The organism is Pseudovibrio sp. FO-BEG1 (assembly GCF_000236645.1).
Classification (GTDB): Bacteria; Pseudomonadota; Alphaproteobacteria; order Rhizobiales; family Stappiaceae; genus Pseudovibrio.
In genome coordinates, this window is record NC_016642.1 from 1507635 (window position 1) to 1524772 (window position 17138).

Below are 17138 nucleotides of genomic sequence, written 5' to 3' on the forward strand. Positions count from 1 at the left end.
TTGCGGAGGCGATGATTTAGCTCATCGTCTCCCGATCAAGGGCGGTCACGTCCAAAATGACGTCTGAAAGCGCATCATCATCCGGAGAGCGCTTTACGCGGAAGCCGAGGCTACGGCACATATCCAGCATGGTGGTGTTCTCGCGCAGCACTTCCCCTTTGACAGTCTGGATACCATCCACTTTCGCATAGCGAATAATCAGCTTCATCAGCACCCAGCCGAGGCCCATACCTTTCAGGTTGGACTGAACCATCACCGCATACTCACCTTCAGTGTGGTCTGGGTTGGCATGCAATCGAACCACTCCCAATATATTACCAGCCTCCGGATCAATCGCCGCAAACGCCATCGCGCGCGCATAGTCCAGCTGAACAAGGCGGGCGAGGAATGTATGTGAGAACTCCTTGACTGGAGCAAAGAAGCGCAAGCGCAGATCTTCAACGGAAACCTTCTCAAAGAAGCTCTTCAGTTTGCCCTGATCTTCAGGCCGTATTGGTCGGATAAGAACAGTTTTGCCATCTTTAAGCTTGTGCGTGTGCTCCCACTCAACAGGGTAGGGCACAATGGACAGACGGGAAGCACCCTGCCGTCCCGGGCGTTTTGCCGGAGAGCTGATCGCCACACGGGCATCCAGAACCACGATGCCGTTCTCATCGACAACAACCGGATTAAGATCCAGCTCGCGAACCTCTGGGAAATCAACTGCGATCTGAGAGAGCTTCACCAAAAGATGCTCGACCTCAGACACATTGGCGGACGGTCTGTTACGGAAGCCTTTCAGCAGTTTGGAGGTGCTGGTGCGGGAAACCATCGCCTTGGCAAGGTTGAGATCAATCGGCACCAGATCAATGGCGCGGTCGCCCACCACTTCAACGGAAGTTCCACCCTTACCGAAAACAACAACCGGCCCAAACACCGGATCATCTGCAAGGCCTGCATATGTCTCCAGACCAAACCGACGGGTCACCATCGGCTGGATTTCGACACCTGTGATCTCGGCCTCAGGATAAGAGTGCTTCACATTGCCAAGGATCTTCTCAAAGGTTGCTTTCACTCCTTCGACGCTATCCACGCCAAGATGCACTCCGCCCACATCGGATTTGAAGGTCAGATCAGGGCTGCTGACTTTCAGCACAAGCTGGTTGTGCTTATCAAAAAGAACTTCAGCAACCTTAGCGGCTTCCTCAACAGTCTTGACCAGATGCAACTCTACCTGATTAACAGAGTAGGCCCGAAGTAACTCGCGCGTCTGCAGCGGAGTGAGCCACTTCTGGCCATTCTCCAACGCAACGCGGATCGTCTCTTTCGCAAGCCTTAAGTTCGGCTTGTAGTCGCTGGGCAGACTGTCCGGCACGGCTGAAAGATGATCCTTCGCCTCTTTGTAGCGAACAAGGTGCATAAAGGACCGGATCGCGCCGGACGGGCTCGGATAACACGGCACCCGTGCTTCATCCAGAACCTGACGCGGAATGTTCGCCCCACCAGCCAGCGTCGTCACAAAGGCCTGATGTTTGCCAAGCCGCTTGCGATCTTCCTTGCCTGCTTCTGCCAGCGCTTTTGCGATTTCAGTAAAGTCCTCAAATGCAGTCGGTGCAGCAATGGCAAGAACACCATCGGAGTTTGGGTCTTTCAGTAGAGCACTGATGCCCTCTTTAAATTCCTCAGGACTTGCAGCTTCTTGCAAAACCATCGGGTTGTCTGCACGCGCATCTGTACGGGTAAGCGAGACCAGCTTCTCTTTGGTCTCTTCACTGATCGGCGCCAGCTTACCACCCACTTTGGCAAGACGGTCAGCGGCAAGTGTCGCCAGACTACGCCCATTCGCGATGATGGAAAGGCGGCGGCCAGCAGACGGAGCGACACGGGTGATCGTCTCAGCCGCCTCAAACATCTCATCAAGATCATAAACACGCAGTACACCCGCGCGTTGAAGGGCTGCATCATAAACAGAATCGCGCGTTGCTAAGCGGCTGGAATGTGCTGTGCCGGAGATATGCTGGTCACGGCTCGCACCACTACGGATCACAATCACTGGCTTGGAACGAGCTGCAGCCCGAGCCGCAGACATGAACTTGCGCGGGTTTGCAATTGTCTCCAAATGCACAAGGATCGCCTTGGTCCGGTAATCCTGTGCGTACCAGTCCAGCAAATCTGAGACGTCAACATCCAAACGGCGCCCAAGAGAAACCACACCGGAAAACCCGATAGAGTTGGCCTTGGCCCAGGCAAGCGTGGTGTTGAAGATGGTGCCGGAACGGGAAATCAGCGCCAGCTCCCCCTTCAGGGCCTGCTCGCTGGTCAACAGAGTAGAGAGTTTGGAGTGCGGGGAAGCAATCCCAAGGCTACCCGGTCCAAGAATGCGAATATTGAATGGGTGTGCAGCTTTCAAAAGCGCATCAAGGTGTTCATCCCGCCAACTATCAAAACCACTCGCTGGAATAACAACCGCCCGTGTGCCTTGCTCTCCAAGCTGCTTGATATCTTCTGCCGCTGTTGTGTGATCGCCAAGCAAAATCGCCAGATCAGCTTTGCCTTCGACCTCTGCAATTAAAGCGACGTTTTTGAAGCCATCCGCCGATGCATCTGGCAATCCCACAAACGTTTTGGGCCCGCTAAAACCACTACTCACAATGCTGTCGATAAGACGTTGCAGGATCACCTCCTGCTTGCTGTTCGGGCCAACAATGGCAATGGAGCGTGGAGAGGTCAGGCCCTCAAGATTGCAGATCGTCATAGCGCACTTCCCGTCAAACTCACTCGAGTTTTAAAGCGTACTCCCGAAATGTAGGCACCGGTTTCCGGGTAGAATACGCGGCAAAAACAAAAGCCAAAGCAGTCTGAGCGATCCAGACAAATACAAACTGCTTAGGGTGCTGTTTCCGTTGGTTTCATTGGGGCTGATTCCCGTTCACAGATGGTGAACTGATAACATGATCCCCAAAATAGAAGAGAGGTGCGACAGCAAGGCGACACCTCTCTCCGTTTCATAAGGCAAGGATCAGGAGGCGTAATGGGAACATAGCCTCCCGATAAGATTAGTGAGCCATCAGAACTGGAATGGTCATGGAATGGAGAATGTCGCGGGTTGCTCCACCTACGAGATACTCACGCATACGGCTGTGGCCGTAACCACCCATCACCAGCAGATCAACTGCGTTTTCAGAGACGTAGTTGAGAAGCGCATCACCAACACCGATTGGTGGGTTGTTGATCACATCAACATTGATCTCCAGATCATGGCGTGCAAGGTACGTTGCAATGTCAGAACCTGGCTCACCTTCAAGTGGTAGGCCCTTGTTCACGATCACGATTGTCACCTGCTCAGCCATTTCCAGAATTGGAAGCGCTGCATGCACTGCGCGTGCTGCTGTTGCACTACCATCCCATGCAACGACGACTTTCTTAGGAGTGAAGTCACCTTTGGAGATGAATGGCACGATCAGTGTAGGCACGCCGGATTCGAACAGCAGACCTTCGATCAGCATTTCACGCATTGGTTCTGGTGCTTCAGGATTGTCCTGACCAATCACAACCATGTCGCTCAAGCGGCAATGACCCATAATGGTTTCGAGGCTGCCACCGGTCACAATCTCTTCCACGCGGGTTTCTGTAGAGATACCAGCCAGTTCTGCGTAGCCTTTGAACTTCTCGGTGGAAGTCTTGGCAGCATCGATTGCCTGATTTTTAGCAACCTGCAAATAGTCGGTTGGCATTGGTGCAGCCAGGAAGCCCGGTACAATTGGCTCAAATGCCAGCGCAAGCCCCGTCGCATGTGCGCCAGCCTGACGTGCAAACTCTACAGCAACCTTAGAAGCTGTTTGATCGCCGTTCAGATCAGTAATGGTAAGAATGTCCTTGATTGCCATAAGCCTGTCTCCTTGCCCTCTATTTCTTAGCGGTACGGGAGGTTGTCCCTCGCCTGAAATATTAGGTCAGCATTGCAGTCTCTGCTTTGATCCTTGTCAACCTTAAACATTGGGATAAGGTTTTGAAAAATAATGCAGTTTCACTATTATTGAAAGTAAGGGAGTGTAAGGTAGCGCAGTTTCGACCCTAATAGGTATACTTAAAGTCTTTATACTTTAGGCAAAGAAGAACTGACAGGCTGCATAAAAAGCAGATATTTTATACACTTGCGCCCTGCAAAGATAAATTGAAGAACCGAACCTAGGGGCATGTGAATATTCACTAAACCTTCGAACTACTAAGGTTTATTACTGAGAAAATTGTGATATTTCTATATCTGACGGAATTTAGGGAGGGGCTGAAATTGCGTGTTTTGCAAGGACGGCCAAAATAATTTTCGGGAGTTGATAAATGAAAAATCTTAAGGTTGCGACCGCTGCACTCGCCGCAACAATGGGCTCCGCATTCGTGGGCGAAGCTCTGGCTGCTGATGTGACTTGGAATGTATCTTTGTGGGGCAAACGCCGCGCATTCACCGAGCACGTCGAGAAGCTGTCTGAAGAAGTAGCTGCACGTACAAACGGCAAGTTCGAAATCAAACTGCACTACGGTGGAGCACTGTCCAAATCTCGCGAAAACCTCGATGGTATCTCCATCGGCGCGTTCGAAATGGCTCAGTTCTGCGCATCCTATCATGCAGATAAAAACCCAACTCTGACCACAACTGACCTGCCATTCCTTGGTGTGCCAGATCTGGAAACTCAGGTGAAGGTAGACTTCGCGCTCTACAATCACCCAGCAGTTCAGAAAGACCTCGGTCGCTGGAACGCAAAGCTGCTGATGCCATCTCCAATGCCGCAGTACAACTTGCTGGGTAAGGGCGATGCACCTGCAAAACTGGCTGACTTCGAAGGCATGCGTGTGCGTGCTCTTGGCGGTGTTGGCAACGCGATGAAGACCATCGGTGCTGTCCCAACCACTGTGACAGCTTCTGAAGCGTACCAGGCAATCGATTCTGGCACTGTTCAGGCCGTTGCTTTTGCTCCACACGCGCATCTGGCATTCAAAACCATTGAAGCTGGCAGCTGGTGGACCAACAACCTGAACCCAGGCACCGTGAGCTGCCCGGTTGTTGTCAGCACAGACGCCTACGACATGCTCTCACCAGAGTTCCAGAAAGCTCTGGACGAAAGCGTTGCACCAGCTGTTCAGCATTACCTGGACACCTACGCAAAGGTCTACGACAAGTTCTACCCGGCTCTGGAAGCAAATGGCGTAAAGCAGATCTCCTTCTCTGAGGAAGAGCTTGAAGGCTTCAAGGCTGTTGCTGGTAAGCCAATCTGGGACAAGTGGGTTGAAGACATGTCTGCAAAGGGTCTTCCAGCTGCAGAACTGCTCACACTTGTACAGAACACAATCGCTGGCAAGTAATTGCTTTTGCAAAGGCGCATCTCATTCAGATGCGCCTTTCTTTATTCCGATAGGCATCGCTTGTCGGAGGTTTGCTTAAGAGCCTGCTCCAACGTACCGCTTCAGAGCAGGGCGCAACATTTCTCTTAAAGTCGGGCTGATAACATGTCCAAACCAAACGGCCCCACATATCCAGCATCGGATATGGCCTATCTCCGCTTTAATGGTGCGCTGGGAAAAATTGAGAACCTGTTCAACCTCATTGCAGCCACATCTATCCTCATCTTGATGTTGCTGGCAGTTGTTCAAGTCGTTGGACGTAACCTGTTCAACCAGCCCGTGCCCGGTTTTATTGACATTACTGAACAAGCCATGGCCGTGTTCGCGTTCATGGGCATTGCCTACTGCCAGCGTGTTGGTGGCCACATCCGTATGGAACTGGTGATCGGCGTATTCAAAGGGCGCGCTCAATGGATCGCCGAGTTCCTTGGCGTCTTTGCAATTCTGCTTGTGATTTCCGTGTTGATTTATGGCTCATACCTGCACTTCGATCGTGCATGGAGCTTCGGCGACAGCACCATGGATATCTCCATTCCAACATGGCCATCCAAACTGGCGGTGCCTGTTGCGCTCTCATTGCTTTGGCTGCGCCTCGTTCTGCAGCTCTTCGGGTATAGCCGCCTGATCATCAATCCAGATGCTTCCGTGCTGGATCTGCCGCATGTGATGGATGCTGCGGCTCATGCGCAGGCTGAAATTGAAGAAACCTTCCATTCCGCAGAAAATGGAGAAGAAGCGCCTGAAATGCGAACGCCTGCTCCAGGAGGTGCTTCATGACCCCGTTTGATATCGGCCTCATCATGACCGGGGTACTGCTGCTCCTCGTTATCATCGGTGTTCGCGTGGCCTTCGCTGCTGCGTTCGTCGGCATCGTTGGTATGATTGCGATCTTCTCCATGCGCCTGGGCTTCGAACGGGGTGTGATGACTGCGGCCAAAATGGCCGGCACAATCCCACACTCTAAGTCAGTCACCTACGCCTTGTCTGTGCTGCCAACCTTCATCCTGATCGGCTTCCTTGCATATTATGCGGGCCTGACGAAACACCTGTTCGAGGCATCCAAACGCTGGCTTGGCTGGCTTCCCGGCGGCATGGCGATCGGCACCGTCTTCGCGACCGCAGGCTTTGCCGCTGTATCCGGTGCCTCAACAGCAACGTCTGCTGTGTTTGCTCGCGTAGCCATCCCGGAAATGCTGGCTGCAGGCTACTCCAAACGCCTCTCAGCAGCTGTTGTGGCAGCGGGTGGCACGTTGGCTTCCCTCATACCACCAAGCGCAATCCTCGTGATCTACGCTATTTTGGTGGAAGAGAGCGTCGGCAAGCTTCTGATGGCTGGCTTCCTGCCGGGTGTTGTTTCTGTCCTCATCTATGCCGCGATCATCTACGTCATCGCGGCTTGGCAGGGCGGTGCTCCAGCCATTGGTGGTTACAGTTGGAAAGAGCGTTTTGAATCCGTACCGGGAACCTTCCCGATCATCGGCGTGATCCTCATTATCTTCTGCAGCCTCTACTTCGGCTTTGCCACGCCAACAGAAGCGGGTGCTTGCGGTGCGTTTGTTGTGCTGCTGACAGCCTTCTACAAAGGCATGCGTACCAAGCAGCTTTTCCTGGCTCTTCATGAAACAGCCAAGCTGACAGTGATGATCTTTACTCTCATCTGGGGTGTGCTGGTCTACGTGCGTTTCCTTGGTTTCGCGGGCCTGCCAGATGCGTTCCGTGAATTCATCGTCTCACTGGATTATCCACCAATGATGATCATCGTCTGTATCCTGCTGGGGTATGCAGTGCTGGGTATGTTTATGGATGCGATTGGTATGCTGGTTTTGACCCTGCCAGTGGTCTTCCCGGCGATCATGGCACTCAATGGTGGTCTGGATGTCAGCGCTGCAGAAAGCACGCTCGGCATGTCCGGTGCAGCTTGTGCGATCTGGTTCGGCATCATCGTGGTGAAAATGGCAGAGCTTTGTCTGATCACACCGCCCATTGGCTTGAACTGCTTCGTGGTCTCCGGTGTTCGTCCGGACATCCCAGTTCAGGAAGTTTTCCGCGGAGCAACTCCTTTCTTTGTAGCTGATGTCCTGACTGTGGCCGTGCTGGTCGCCTTTCCGGCAATCATCACGTTCCTGCCATCCTTGATGTAATGCGGACGATCAGTTGAGATAATGGAAAACCCCGGTCGGTGGACCGGGGTTTTTTACTGCGCCATACTTCTTGGTTTCCAACAAAGAGCATTGCCATGAAAATTGAAAAATTATCGAATGAACACAAAGAGGCTACCTGGCAGTTTCTTATGAACCACGCCTACAGCTCCATGTTTCTACTCAACAACATCGATAAGACAGGCCTGAACTATACAGGTGAACTTTATTCGGGAGAGTATTGGGCTGCTTTCGATGAAAAAGGTGAAGTCAAAGGTGTTATTGCACATTTCTGGAACGGAAATCTGATGGTGCAGGCGCCTGAACAAGATGCGCTGGCTGCGCTTACAACGTATTTCCTGAAAAATGCCAATCGGCCAATTGCTGGGATGGTGGGAGAAGGTGAGCAGACACTCTATGTACTGGACCAGCTTGATCTTCCAAACGAAGCTTATACCACCAATCGCAGCGAAGGTCTTTATCAGCTGGCTTTGGAAGACCTTCAGCTGCCAGAAAAGGCACTCGCTGAGCAATTTAAGCTCATCCCAACATCAGCAGCGGACACTCAGCTCCTGTTTGATTGGCTCAAAGCCTACGAACTGGAGGCTTTCGGCGGTGAGCCGAGTGCAGAACACGATGAGCATATCCGAAATCGTGTCAGTCAAATGCAGGAAGGCGACTTTGCTTGGGTACTGTTGAATGATGGTGAACCAGTCTCTCTCAGCGGTATCAATGCAACATTGCCTGAAATCGTTCAGGTCGGTCCAGTTTGGACACCGCCAGAACATCGCAACAACGGCTACGCCCGCATCACAGTTGCTCTCACACTTAACGTTGCTAGAGATAGTGGAGCGCAAAAGTCAGTCTTGTTCACGGATCATCCGGCCGCTGCAAAAGCATATGAAGCTATTGGTTTCAAAGAGAACGGTAGTTTCCATATCGCGCTGCTGAAAGATGCAGTTGTGATGAACAAGGAGCCTGCCTCTGCTTAGCAATTTAGACCCCAAGTCTCTCGGATAGAGATTTCTGCTAAGGATCGATAGCATCCATAAACCCACCTTCTTTGCAAAGCAGCAGCGTGAGCCAGTCCACGCAATCGGAGAAATTAGGCACTCCGATCGTAGCAATGTCTGGTGAAGGAGGTGGTAGATGGATGAAGCTTGAACTCAGGTTCAAAATAGAAAAAGCACGGAACAGACTGGTCCTCTGGTTCCGTGCAATTCTAAAATAAGCCATCGGGAAAGGGGGCATTGGCTCCCTTTCTCTTCCTCAATATAGCCTTGATCTCTTAATCTCGCAATAATGAGGATATGGAGGGTATTCCTCCGTAAGCTTTTCTAAAACAAGCTGCCCTGTGCATCTGGATCGACAACACTTTTCTTCTTGCGTGTTGGTTTCTTGGCCTGCTTCGCTTTGGTCTGAGCCATATGCTCTTCCAAACTCTTTGGAGATGAGGTCGGCGCTGAAGGCTCAGCAGTTTCTGTTGGTGTAGGAACAGCTACTCGCGGAGGTGTAGGTGTAACGCCGCCACCATCAGCAACGGCGCCCACTGTTCCACCTTTCATCTCCAGCTTCAGAGCTTGACCCGCTTGCACAGCCTGAGCACTAGCCAGCGGAATACCGTTCTCATCACGAACCACCGCATAGCCACGCTCAATTACGCGCTCATAACTCAAAGAACCGAGCAGTCCAGCTGAGTTGCTGAGACGAAGACGTTGTCGCTGAACCTGATTGGAGAAGGCAGTCGCCGCACGAGCTTTCAGCACTTGCAGCCGTTCACGGCCCTGAGCAACCTGGCGTTCCAGCGTAATCGGACGTAAACCGGAAGAAACCGCCGTCAGAGAGTTCCGGTGTATCTGCGTGTTCATCTTCAGCCCGTGCTCAAGACGACCAGCCACCATATCAAAACGTTGACGAGGCAGTGCAAGCAAATCACGTGGAGCTGGCAGTGCAGCACTGGCGGCCCGCAGCTCTGTCCGGCGCGACTGTACCAATCTTAGTAGGCCAGTTGACAGGCGGCGCGAAAGGTCATCCACCTGAGCGGTCATTTCGGCTTTCACTGGAACTGCAAACTCAGCAGCACCTGTCGGAGTTGGCGCACGCACATCGGCAGCCAGATCAATCAGTGTCCAGTCAGTTTCGTGACCAACTGCTGAGATCAATGGGATCTGAGAGTCTGCTGCTGCGCGAACCACAGCTTCGTCATTGAAGCCCCAAAGGTCTTCAATCGAACCACCGCCGCGGGCAACGATCAAAACATCAGGGCGTGGGATAACGCCACCTGCTTCCAAAGCATTAAATCCGCGAATACCAGCAGCCACTTCAGCGCCGCAAGTCTCGCCCTGAACACGTACCGGCCAAACCAGTACATGCAATGGAAAACGGTCGCTGATACGGTGTAGAATATCGCGAATGACGGCACCTGTAGGTGACGTAACAACGCCAATCACGCGCGGCATACGTGGCAGCGCAACTTTGCGTTCTTCTGCGAACAGGCCTTCTGCAGTCAGCTTGCGCTTGCGTTCCTCGAGCAAAGCCATCAGTGCACCGGCACCAGCAGGCTCAAGGCTATCAATCACCATCTGGTATTTGGACTGACCAGGGAAAGTGGTGATCTTACCGGTTGCGATCACTTCAAGACCTTGCTCGGGCTGTACTTTGAGACGTGAGGCATTGCCACGCCAGATAATACCGGAAAGGACGGCCTTATCGTCTTTAACATCCAGATAGATATGCCCGGATGCTGGCCTGCTCACACGGCCCAGCTCGCCTCGCACACGGATATAGCCAAACTTGTCCTCAAGCTCGCGTTTGATGTCACCGGAAATCTCAGAGACGGTATACTCAGCAATGTTGGAGCGTTCAGACAAGGTCAGGCTTCTTTCATATGCGGAAAAATCAAACCATTCCCTCTTAGTGTAGACCGCGACAATTGCAAAGGGGAACCGTGAGAAGCGCTTCCACCTGTTGAGACATTAAGTTCTCACCAGCAAATCTTTAAGCGCAACGTGGTATCTATGGTGAGCTTGGCATATGGTGCCCCCATGTCACGCTATGAGTTTCGCATGCAACGCTTATTTGTCGATCAAGAACTTCGCGCAGGCCTTCATTTGGAGGCAGATCGCGCCCAGGCCAACTATCTCCTCAATGTTCTGCGTATGAAGGAGGGCGGAGAGGTGCTCGTCTTCAACGGCAAGCATGGTGAGTGGCGTGCTCAGATCCTGCCAACTGGCCGTAAGTCTTGCGAACTGATCGTCACGGAGCAACTACGCGAACAAACGCCGACACCAGATCTCGACTACCTGTTTGCACCGCTGAAGTTGGCACGGCTGGACTACATGGTTCAGAAAGCCGTTGAGATGGGAGCAGGGCGCTTGCGTCCGGTGATCACTCAGTTCACCCAAAATCCAAAGATCAAACTGGAGCGTATGGAATCTAACGCGCTCGAAGCTTGCGAACAGTGTGGCGTGCTTTCTGTACCATCCGTGACGGAACCGGTTCAGATCAAGAAACTGCTCTCCACATGGGAACAAGAAGAAGGTGATCGTCAGATCATCTTCTGCGATGAAGGGCACGGCACCCACAATCCTTTGGAAGCTTTGAAGGATGTACCAAAAGCACCTCTGGCTGTGCTGATTGGGCCGGAAGGCGGGTTCTCAGAGGAAGAGCGGGCGTTGCTCCATAGCAAACCCTTCGTGCATGCTATTCCACTCGGCCCCCGAATTTTGAGGGCAGATACAGCTGCCGTCGCGGCTTTGGCCGTTGTTCAGGCAAAATTGGGAGATTGGTTCTAAGCTACCTCCAAACGGAGGCCTGTATGGACCTGAATAACAAGACTGCTGACGCTCAAAAGCAGCCCCAAACAGATCGCTCTGCAAAAAAGAGCAAGAAAAGATGGCGCCTGTCTATCTCTGCTGTTTTCAGCATAGGCGCAGCCATGCTGCTGGCCTTAATCGGCGGCTCCATGCTCTTGTATGTATCGGATGCGACGAACAAGCAAACCACTGCGATTATGCGCGAAACTGGCGCTCTCATTGTAGAGCGCGGTCTTGAGGTGGTGGAAGACTTTTTCCGCAACGAAGAGCGTATGGGGTTACTGGCAGCGGAAGTCCTGTCAGACCCGTTGATCTATGACGCGCCGATGGCCTTGCGAGAGCAGTTGATCTCCATCCTGTCTCGCCAAACCAACATCAAGCGGATTTCCTATACATTCCCAACTGGCCGCCGGATTACGGTTCAGCTGGATCATGCGAACCAGCCTGTTCGTGAGAAAATGGTCATCCCCCCCAGCGAGCAGGATATGGAAGTTGGCCATCACAGGTGGGCTCCTCCATATTATGACGAGAGTCTCGGCGAAACCTTCATGCAGTTCGCCATCTACATCCGTAATCCAATTGACAACACCATCTCCAAGCTCACACTGGACTACCCCACGGCATTGCTCGGGCAACTAATGGCGCGCATAAAGTGGCGAGCCTCTCAAGTCCCTTTCATCCTCTATGGACGAGATCAGGTTCTGGCGAGCTCAGAAGAAGCATTTTTGGAGTTCAAGCCTAGCGTGGCCAAGCCCATACCGCTGATATCAGACCTGAGTAACACACCGCTCAGTGATATTTGGGGGCATAATGCAAAGCGCAGGTCTCTCAATACGACCTATGAAGCGCATATCGACACCAATATGCATGGCACTTATCTTTATCTCTATGATGACCTTAGAAATGGGAACCGCTTTCCAATCATCATTGGCAGTTACGTGTTGGCCTCTGAGTTCAGCGTACCCTTCGATAACTTGCATAAGATCTTTGTAGCTGCCACGGCTTTCCTGGCTGTCGGGGTCTTGTTGATGTTCTTAATTGGCCGCAAGCTTGCAAGCCCGTTTGTAGCCCTCGGTGCGCAAGCAAACGCCATTCGTAAACTGCATATGGAAGGTCTCAGTGCCTTGCCGCGATCTCGCTTGAAGGAGGTCGACCAAGCCAACCAAGCCTTCAACTCTGCTGGTGTTGCGCTCAGTGCGTTCTCTCGATATGTGCCGAAAGATCTCGTGCGAGTATTACTTGAACGAGAGTTTGAAGGACTCAACAGTACTGAACTGCGTGAGATGACAATTCTCTTCTCTGACATTGCTGGCTTTACAGGTGTTGCATCCAAGTTGACAGCGGAAGAGACTACTTCCCTGCTCAATACGCATTTTCAGGAGTTGGCAGACTGCATCAGTCACACTCACGGGACGATTGACAAGTACATTGGCGATGGCTGTATGGCCTTCTGGGGCGCCCCGGAAACAATGGAGAACCATGCTCAGGCAGCAATCGATGCAGTACGCCTCATTGCTCAGAGGCTTGAAAAAGAACTCGAGAATGAAGAGGGAGCCACCGAGAAGCCGAGACTTCGCATTGGTGTTCATACCGGCACGGTTGTCGTAGGTAACATCGGAGCTATCGAACGGATGAACTACACGGTGGTTGGGGATGCAGTGAACGTGGCAGCTCGCCTTCAGGAACTTGGCAAACAGGTGGATCCGGAAGCTCGTGTGATTGCGCTGGCTAGCAATGCCACTGTGGAGCATCTCACAGACAAATCTCATACCGAGCATTTAGGAGATTATCAGCTTCGAGGTCGCGAAGCTGCGGTTGATGTCTACCGGATTGTTTAGGGCAGGCATCACTATTGAACCCAATTCAATCAAATTTCGTCTCTTAGACATAATATTTGCAGAATACTACATCCAAAATTAGGGAACTGACGTTACGTCTGTTGGGTGTTTAAATGGCCTTGAGAAGCTTGCGAGGGGAAAACCTCATGTTACAACCGTCTAATAACAATATGTTTTCCCTTATGGAAATGCTCAGTCAGAACTACGCAAAGGCTTATAAGGACTGTTGCGAGACAAGCCACGGCTTCATGCCTTTTATGCAGCCTGAGAAAAGGGCCTCCGAAAAGTCGGGAGCCAAATCATCTGGTGAAGCTGAACTTCCATTCATGAATTGGGCTGATCCGAGCAAATGGCAGGGGATGACTGCCATGCCGCAGCAGGCGATGCTCTCAGAGTTCATGAGCATGTTCGCAGGTGATAAAAACATCGCCTCGGCCATGCAGCGTCACTTTAAGCGTAAAGACGCCATGAACATGGAGAGCTGGATGGAGCTGATGCCCATCCTGATGATGCTCTCTCAAGGAAATATGCTGAAGAACTATCTTGTTGGCCCGCAGCGCACCATGATGGAAGCCTTCTTACAAGGCTTTGCAAAGGGGTGTCCGGAACTACATCAGGATACCGAAGCCGCTCGCAATCCAATTCTGGATGCACGGGAAGCCTTCTGGTCTCAAATGATGCCCTTTGAGAATCCAATGATGGATCTATGGAGCAAAGCTCTTCAGGGCACCGTTCCTGAACCGCCAAAGCAGAGTATCGATCCCGAAAAACCTGCTCCGAAAAAAGCACAGACTAAAAGAACAGCAGAACCTTCGTCACGGACAAATGGAACTCACCAGCACACTCCACGCCAGCCGATGAAGAAGGAATCGTATATGCCAACCCTATCAGAGGGATTGGCTAAGATGCAGCAGGCTCAGGGAGAGGCATGGCAGCAATATTGCAGTGTTTTCTGGCCGACGCTGTCTCATAGGTAACAATTTCTCACAGATATCTGAGGATAACTTTTTGTGATGAAAATCACGAATTGAGAAAGTTGTTTGCTGCAATTATCTCCGTTTCCGTTCCGACCAAGAGTTCAAAGTTAGCCTAATCGTCCACCTGATCATCACTTTGCATGAATATATCTAGCATAACTCTCCATTCGCGTGAGAATTACTAGCCGAATTATATGGCAGGACTCTATTCGCGCTTCGCTACCTAGTTTTTATTTGAACTGTTGGATTCTTTCGAGAGTCTAATCCAATATAAGTGCTAATTTCATTATATTAATTATTGTGATGAATTGCTGTAAACACCAGAAAAGCGCGCAATGACTGCGAAAATAAAGTAATATGTTCCTGCTCTCGGTTTTCTTTCCTCCATAATTCTGTATATTCATATCAAATTGTTATGGATTGGGGACATGACAGCACTACTAGACTTAGATTCTCTGCGAACTCTGGTTATGATTGCGGATACTGGGAGTTTCACAAGAGCAGCAGAAGAACTCGATAAAACGCAATCAGCAATTTCCATGCAGATGCGCCGCATGGAAGACAAGCTTGAACGCACCATCTTCCGACGGGAAGGGCGGCATTCAAAACTGACCGAGGATGGCGAGCTGTTGCTGCGCCACGCGCGTCAGATGCTTCGCCTGAATGACGAGACATTAGCGATGTTCTCGGAGAGGGAAGTGACCGGTAAAGTTCGTCTCGGCCTTGCGGAAGGCATTGACGAAACCAGAACCGCGAAAATCATCTTTGAGTTTTCGAAGAACAACCCTAAAGCGGAAGCATCCATCGTCTGCGCACCTGCAGCAGATCTGCGCAAAGCTCTCGAAGCTGGCGAACTGGATCTCGCGATTATTGGCAGTCTAGCGGATGAGGCCGAAAACGCTGAGGGAAGTGTTCTTTCCAGCGAGCGCCTTGTTTGGGCTGCTGGCAGCAACTTCAAACTGGCCAGCGAAAAGGAACTGCCATTGGCGGTGGGACTGGAGCAATGCCGGATTCGCAAAGCAGCTGTTGAGGCGCTTGAAGATGACGATCGCGCATTCCGTATTCAGTACAGCTCAAGCAATCCCGGTCTTGTTGAGATGACAGCAGCAAGTGGAATGGCAATCACCATTCAGCCACGCTCATCTCTGGTCAGCTCCGATGCTGGTTTGCTGGAACTGGAAGGCCTGCCGAAACTGCCAAACTATGTTGTAAAGCTGGTGCGCGGTAAGGAAAGCCACTTCAAAGCGGCAAATGCTCTGAGCGATCATTTGGCAAAGTCATTTGAAAAGACTGCAGCATCTGCCTGACGCAGTTTTCTGAACTCACATGCTGAAGAACAAAAAGAGGGCCTGCGCAATGCAGGCCCTTTTGATATGTGGGTGATGATTTTTTAGCGGTTCAAATAGGGGTAGAACCGCCAATAGAGGCTCCCACAATTTCAAAGCATGTTCCCAAAGGTAGTCGCGGGATATCGGAAAAGAACATGCTCAGAAGAAACAAAGGCAGTTGGAGATGTCCTGCTTAAGGACAAACTGCCTTATGCGCGTTGGCGGCGCTTTTCAATTTCGGCGCAGCGGCGTTCACTTGCACGGATGCGCAGGTGAAAACTAGGATCTTTGCCATCGCCAGCAGCAAGCGCGCTGTAAACGTCGTCCCGAGTGATGCCGATATCATCCAGCATACGATCTTCAAGGCGTGTCAGCTCAATCATGGCACGGCGGTCTTGGTAGTGCTTCCAAAGCTTCATTGGAAGGGCTGCCAGCACATGCAGAGTGTGCGCGAGCGTTAGCGGTTCAAAGGTGCCTGCATTAGCGCGATTTGGGTTGCGATATTCAGAAGGGGTAGGGAATGCAAGCGTCATGATACTACTCTCCCGTTTGGATAAGCTGCTCTGGCTATCCATTGGAATTGGTATAGGGGGTTATAAACTAAGGGAACTGTGTCGTTCGATACGTCAAATATCACCGAAAAGTTGTAACTCGACAAGAGAATGTTTTCGATTGAAATCCATTCAAGATCGTGATTGATTGATCGGGATCAAGTGGGAGGGAGCCCATGCCTTATTCGATCGATGTCGATCAGCTAAGAACATTTCTCGCCGTTGCAGAGTTGGGAAGCTTTACCAAAGCCGGTGATGCTGTTCACAAAACCCAGTCCGCTGTTTCCATGCAAATGAAGAAGCTTGAGGAACGTATTGGACAACCAATATTTGTGAAAGACGGACGTAACTCTAGGATAACTGAACATGGAAGACGTCTCGTCGAATATGCAAGGCGCATGGTTGCTTTGAATGACGAAACGCTCTCTGCGTTCCATGAGCCGGAGATCGCCGGACGCATTCGTCTCGGACTGCCAGATGACTACGCAGAAAGACTGTTACCACAAGTACTTGCTGCATTTAACCGGTTGAACCCCTGTATCAATCTTGATGTGGAATGTTCCAGTTCCAACGAGATTGGCCGCCGAATCCAGAAGGGTGAACTGGACGTGGGAATCGTCACCAGTGGCGACTGTACCAGTGTGCCGGGACAGATCGTGCGCCGCGAGCCCCTGCAATGGGTCGGATCACGCGAACACATCGTCTATGATCAACGTCCGCTGCGCCTTGCTGTCGGTCCAACGACTTGCTCATGGAGACAAGCTGGCGTCGCCGCGCTGGATCATCTAAACATCCAGCATCAGGTCGTTTACACCAGTGCCAGCGCTGCGGCTCTCGCAGGAGCGGTGAATGCTGGATTGGCAATTGCAATCTTGCCAGCCAGTGCTTTGCGTCAGGGACAACGCATTCTGGGAGAGAAAGAAGGTCTTCCGCCACTTCCTCCCTGTGACATCACAATCATCAGATCGCAAATGGCCATTGAGCCGGTTCACGATGCGCTGTGTCACCACATCGTTGCGTCTATCGGTAATGTCACGATGGAATATAATGGGATGGATGCCGAAGCCGCCGAATAAGCGGCTTCGTGCGAAACAGTTTCCGGCCCGGTGCATCAA

Annotated in this window: 13 protein-coding genes; 9 read left to right on the forward strand and 4 right to left on the reverse strand. The window is 51.6% G+C overall.

Annotation, left to right across the window (positions count from 1 at the left end):
- Positions 1–16: 16 nt before the first annotated feature.
- Positions 17–2734 (reverse strand): bifunctional acetate--CoA ligase family protein/GNAT family N-acetyltransferase, encoded by a 2718-nt coding sequence (locus PSE_RS06915; protein WP_014284201.1) that lies wholly within the window; start codon positions 2732–2734, stop codon positions 17–19.
- A gap of 301 nt (positions 2735–3035) precedes the next feature.
- A complete protein-coding gene (locus PSE_RS06920) occupies positions 3036–3866 on the reverse strand; it encodes a universal stress protein (protein ID WP_014284202.1) in 831 nt (276 codons plus the stop codon).
- 451 nt (positions 3867–4317) lie between these two features.
- On the opposite strand from PSE_RS06920, the gene PSE_RS06925 reads away from it, so the two are divergent.
- The 4 genes from PSE_RS06925 (at position 4318) to PSE_RS06940 (ending at position 8506) form a co-directional block, all read left to right on the forward strand.
- Positions 4318–5337, forward strand: a complete 1020-nt coding sequence (locus PSE_RS06925; protein ID WP_008552196.1) for a C4-dicarboxylate TRAP transporter substrate-binding protein — start codon at positions 4318–4320, stop codon at positions 5335–5337.
- Between the two features lie 144 nt (positions 5338–5481).
- A complete protein-coding gene (locus PSE_RS06930) occupies positions 5482–6153 on the forward strand; it encodes a TRAP transporter small permease subunit (RefSeq protein WP_051125887.1) in 672 nt (223 codons plus the stop codon).
- Positions 6150–7517 (forward strand): TRAP transporter large permease, encoded by a 1368-nt coding sequence (locus PSE_RS06935; RefSeq protein ID WP_008552138.1) that lies wholly within the window; start codon positions 6150–6152, stop codon positions 7515–7517. Before PSE_RS06930 ends, PSE_RS06935 begins: the two co-directional genes overlap by 4 nt.
- 95 nt (positions 7518–7612) lie before the next feature.
- Positions 7613–8506, forward strand: a complete 894-nt coding sequence (locus tag PSE_RS06940; protein WP_014284204.1) for a GNAT family N-acetyltransferase — start codon at positions 7613–7615, stop codon at positions 8504–8506.
- 345 nt (positions 8507–8851) lie between these two features.
- On the opposite strand, the gene xseA is transcribed toward PSE_RS06940, so the two are convergent.
- A complete protein-coding gene (xseA, locus tag PSE_RS06945) occupies positions 8852–10384 on the reverse strand; it encodes an exodeoxyribonuclease VII large subunit (protein ID WP_014284206.1) in 1533 nt (510 codons plus the stop codon).
- Between the two features lie 195 nt (positions 10385–10579).
- On the opposite strand from xseA, the gene PSE_RS06950 reads away from it, so the two are divergent.
- From PSE_RS06950 to PSE_RS06965, 4 genes are all read left to right on the forward strand, one after another.
- On the forward strand, positions 10580–11308 hold the full coding sequence (locus PSE_RS06950; RefSeq protein WP_148266100.1) for a 16S rRNA (uracil(1498)-N(3))-methyltransferase: 729 nt from the start codon (positions 10580–10582) through the stop codon (positions 11306–11308).
- Between the two features lie 23 nt (positions 11309–11331).
- Positions 11332–13167 carry an adenylate/guanylate cyclase domain-containing protein gene (locus PSE_RS06955; protein ID WP_014284208.1) on the forward strand — a complete coding sequence of 612 codons (1836 nt, stop codon included), beginning with the start codon at positions 11332–11334 and terminating at the stop codon, positions 13165–13167.
- A 113-nt stretch (positions 13168–13280) separates the two neighbouring features.
- Complete coding sequence (locus PSE_RS06960; RefSeq protein ID WP_208998105.1) at positions 13281–14144, forward strand: hypothetical protein; 864 nt, start codon at positions 13281–13283, stop codon at positions 14142–14144.
- 428 nt (positions 14145–14572) lie between these two features.
- Positions 14573–15451 (forward strand): LysR family transcriptional regulator, encoded by an 879-nt coding sequence (locus tag PSE_RS06965; protein ID WP_008552245.1) that lies wholly within the window; start codon positions 14573–14575, stop codon positions 15449–15451.
- Between the two features lie 230 nt (positions 15452–15681).
- Here the strand turns inward: PSE_RS06965 and PSE_RS06970 are convergent, their stop codons facing one another.
- Positions 15682–16005 carry a DUF1127 domain-containing protein gene (locus tag PSE_RS06970; RefSeq protein ID WP_008552145.1) on the reverse strand — a complete coding sequence of 108 codons (324 nt, stop codon included), beginning with the start codon at positions 16003–16005 and terminating at the stop codon, positions 15682–15684.
- 194 nt (positions 16006–16199) lie between these two features.
- Here PSE_RS06970 and PSE_RS06975 point away from each other — a divergent pair, with 194 nt between their 5' ends.
- Positions 16200–17099: a LysR substrate-binding domain-containing protein gene (locus PSE_RS06975; RefSeq protein WP_008552162.1), complete on the forward strand. Its 900-nt coding sequence runs from the start codon at positions 16200–16202 to the stop codon at positions 17097–17099.
- The last annotated feature ends 39 nt before the right edge of the window (positions 17100–17138 follow it).

Excerpts from the sequence above, each read along its gene's own strand:
- PSE_RS06915 (WP_014284201.1), bottom strand. The coding sequence starts at position 2,734 with ATGACGATCTGCAATCTTGAGGGCCTGACCTCTCCACGCTCCATTGCC.
- PSE_RS06920 (WP_014284202.1), bottom strand. The coding sequence starts at position 3,866 with ATGGCAATCAAGGACATTCTTACCATTACTGATCTGAACGGCGATCAA.
- PSE_RS06925 (WP_008552196.1), top strand. The coding sequence starts at position 4,318 with ATGAAAAATCTTAAGGTTGCGACCGCTGCACTCGCCGCAACAATGGGC.
- PSE_RS06930 (WP_051125887.1), top strand. The coding sequence starts at position 5,482 with ATGTCCAAACCAAACGGCCCCACATATCCAGCATCGGATATGGCCTAT.
- PSE_RS06935 (WP_008552138.1), top strand. The coding sequence starts at position 6,150 with ATGACCCCGTTTGATATCGGCCTCATCATGACCGGGGTACTGCTGCTC.
- PSE_RS06940 (WP_014284204.1), top strand. The coding sequence starts at position 7,613 with ATGAAAATTGAAAAATTATCGAATGAACACAAAGAGGCTACCTGGCAG.
- PSE_RS06950 (WP_148266100.1), top strand. The coding sequence starts at position 10,580 with ATGCAACGCTTATTTGTCGATCAAGAACTTCGCGCAGGCCTTCATTTG.
- PSE_RS06955 (WP_014284208.1), top strand. The coding sequence starts at position 11,332 with ATGGACCTGAATAACAAGACTGCTGACGCTCAAAAGCAGCCCCAAACA.
- PSE_RS06960 (WP_208998105.1), top strand. The coding sequence starts at position 13,281 with ATGGCCTTGAGAAGCTTGCGAGGGGAAAACCTCATGTTACAACCGTCT.
- PSE_RS06965 (WP_008552245.1), top strand. The coding sequence starts at position 14,573 with ATGACAGCACTACTAGACTTAGATTCTCTGCGAACTCTGGTTATGATT.
- PSE_RS06970 (WP_008552145.1), bottom strand. The coding sequence starts at position 16,005 with ATGACGCTTGCATTCCCTACCCCTTCTGAATATCGCAACCCAAATCGC.
- PSE_RS06975 (WP_008552162.1), top strand. The coding sequence starts at position 16,200 with ATGCCTTATTCGATCGATGTCGATCAGCTAAGAACATTTCTCGCCGTT.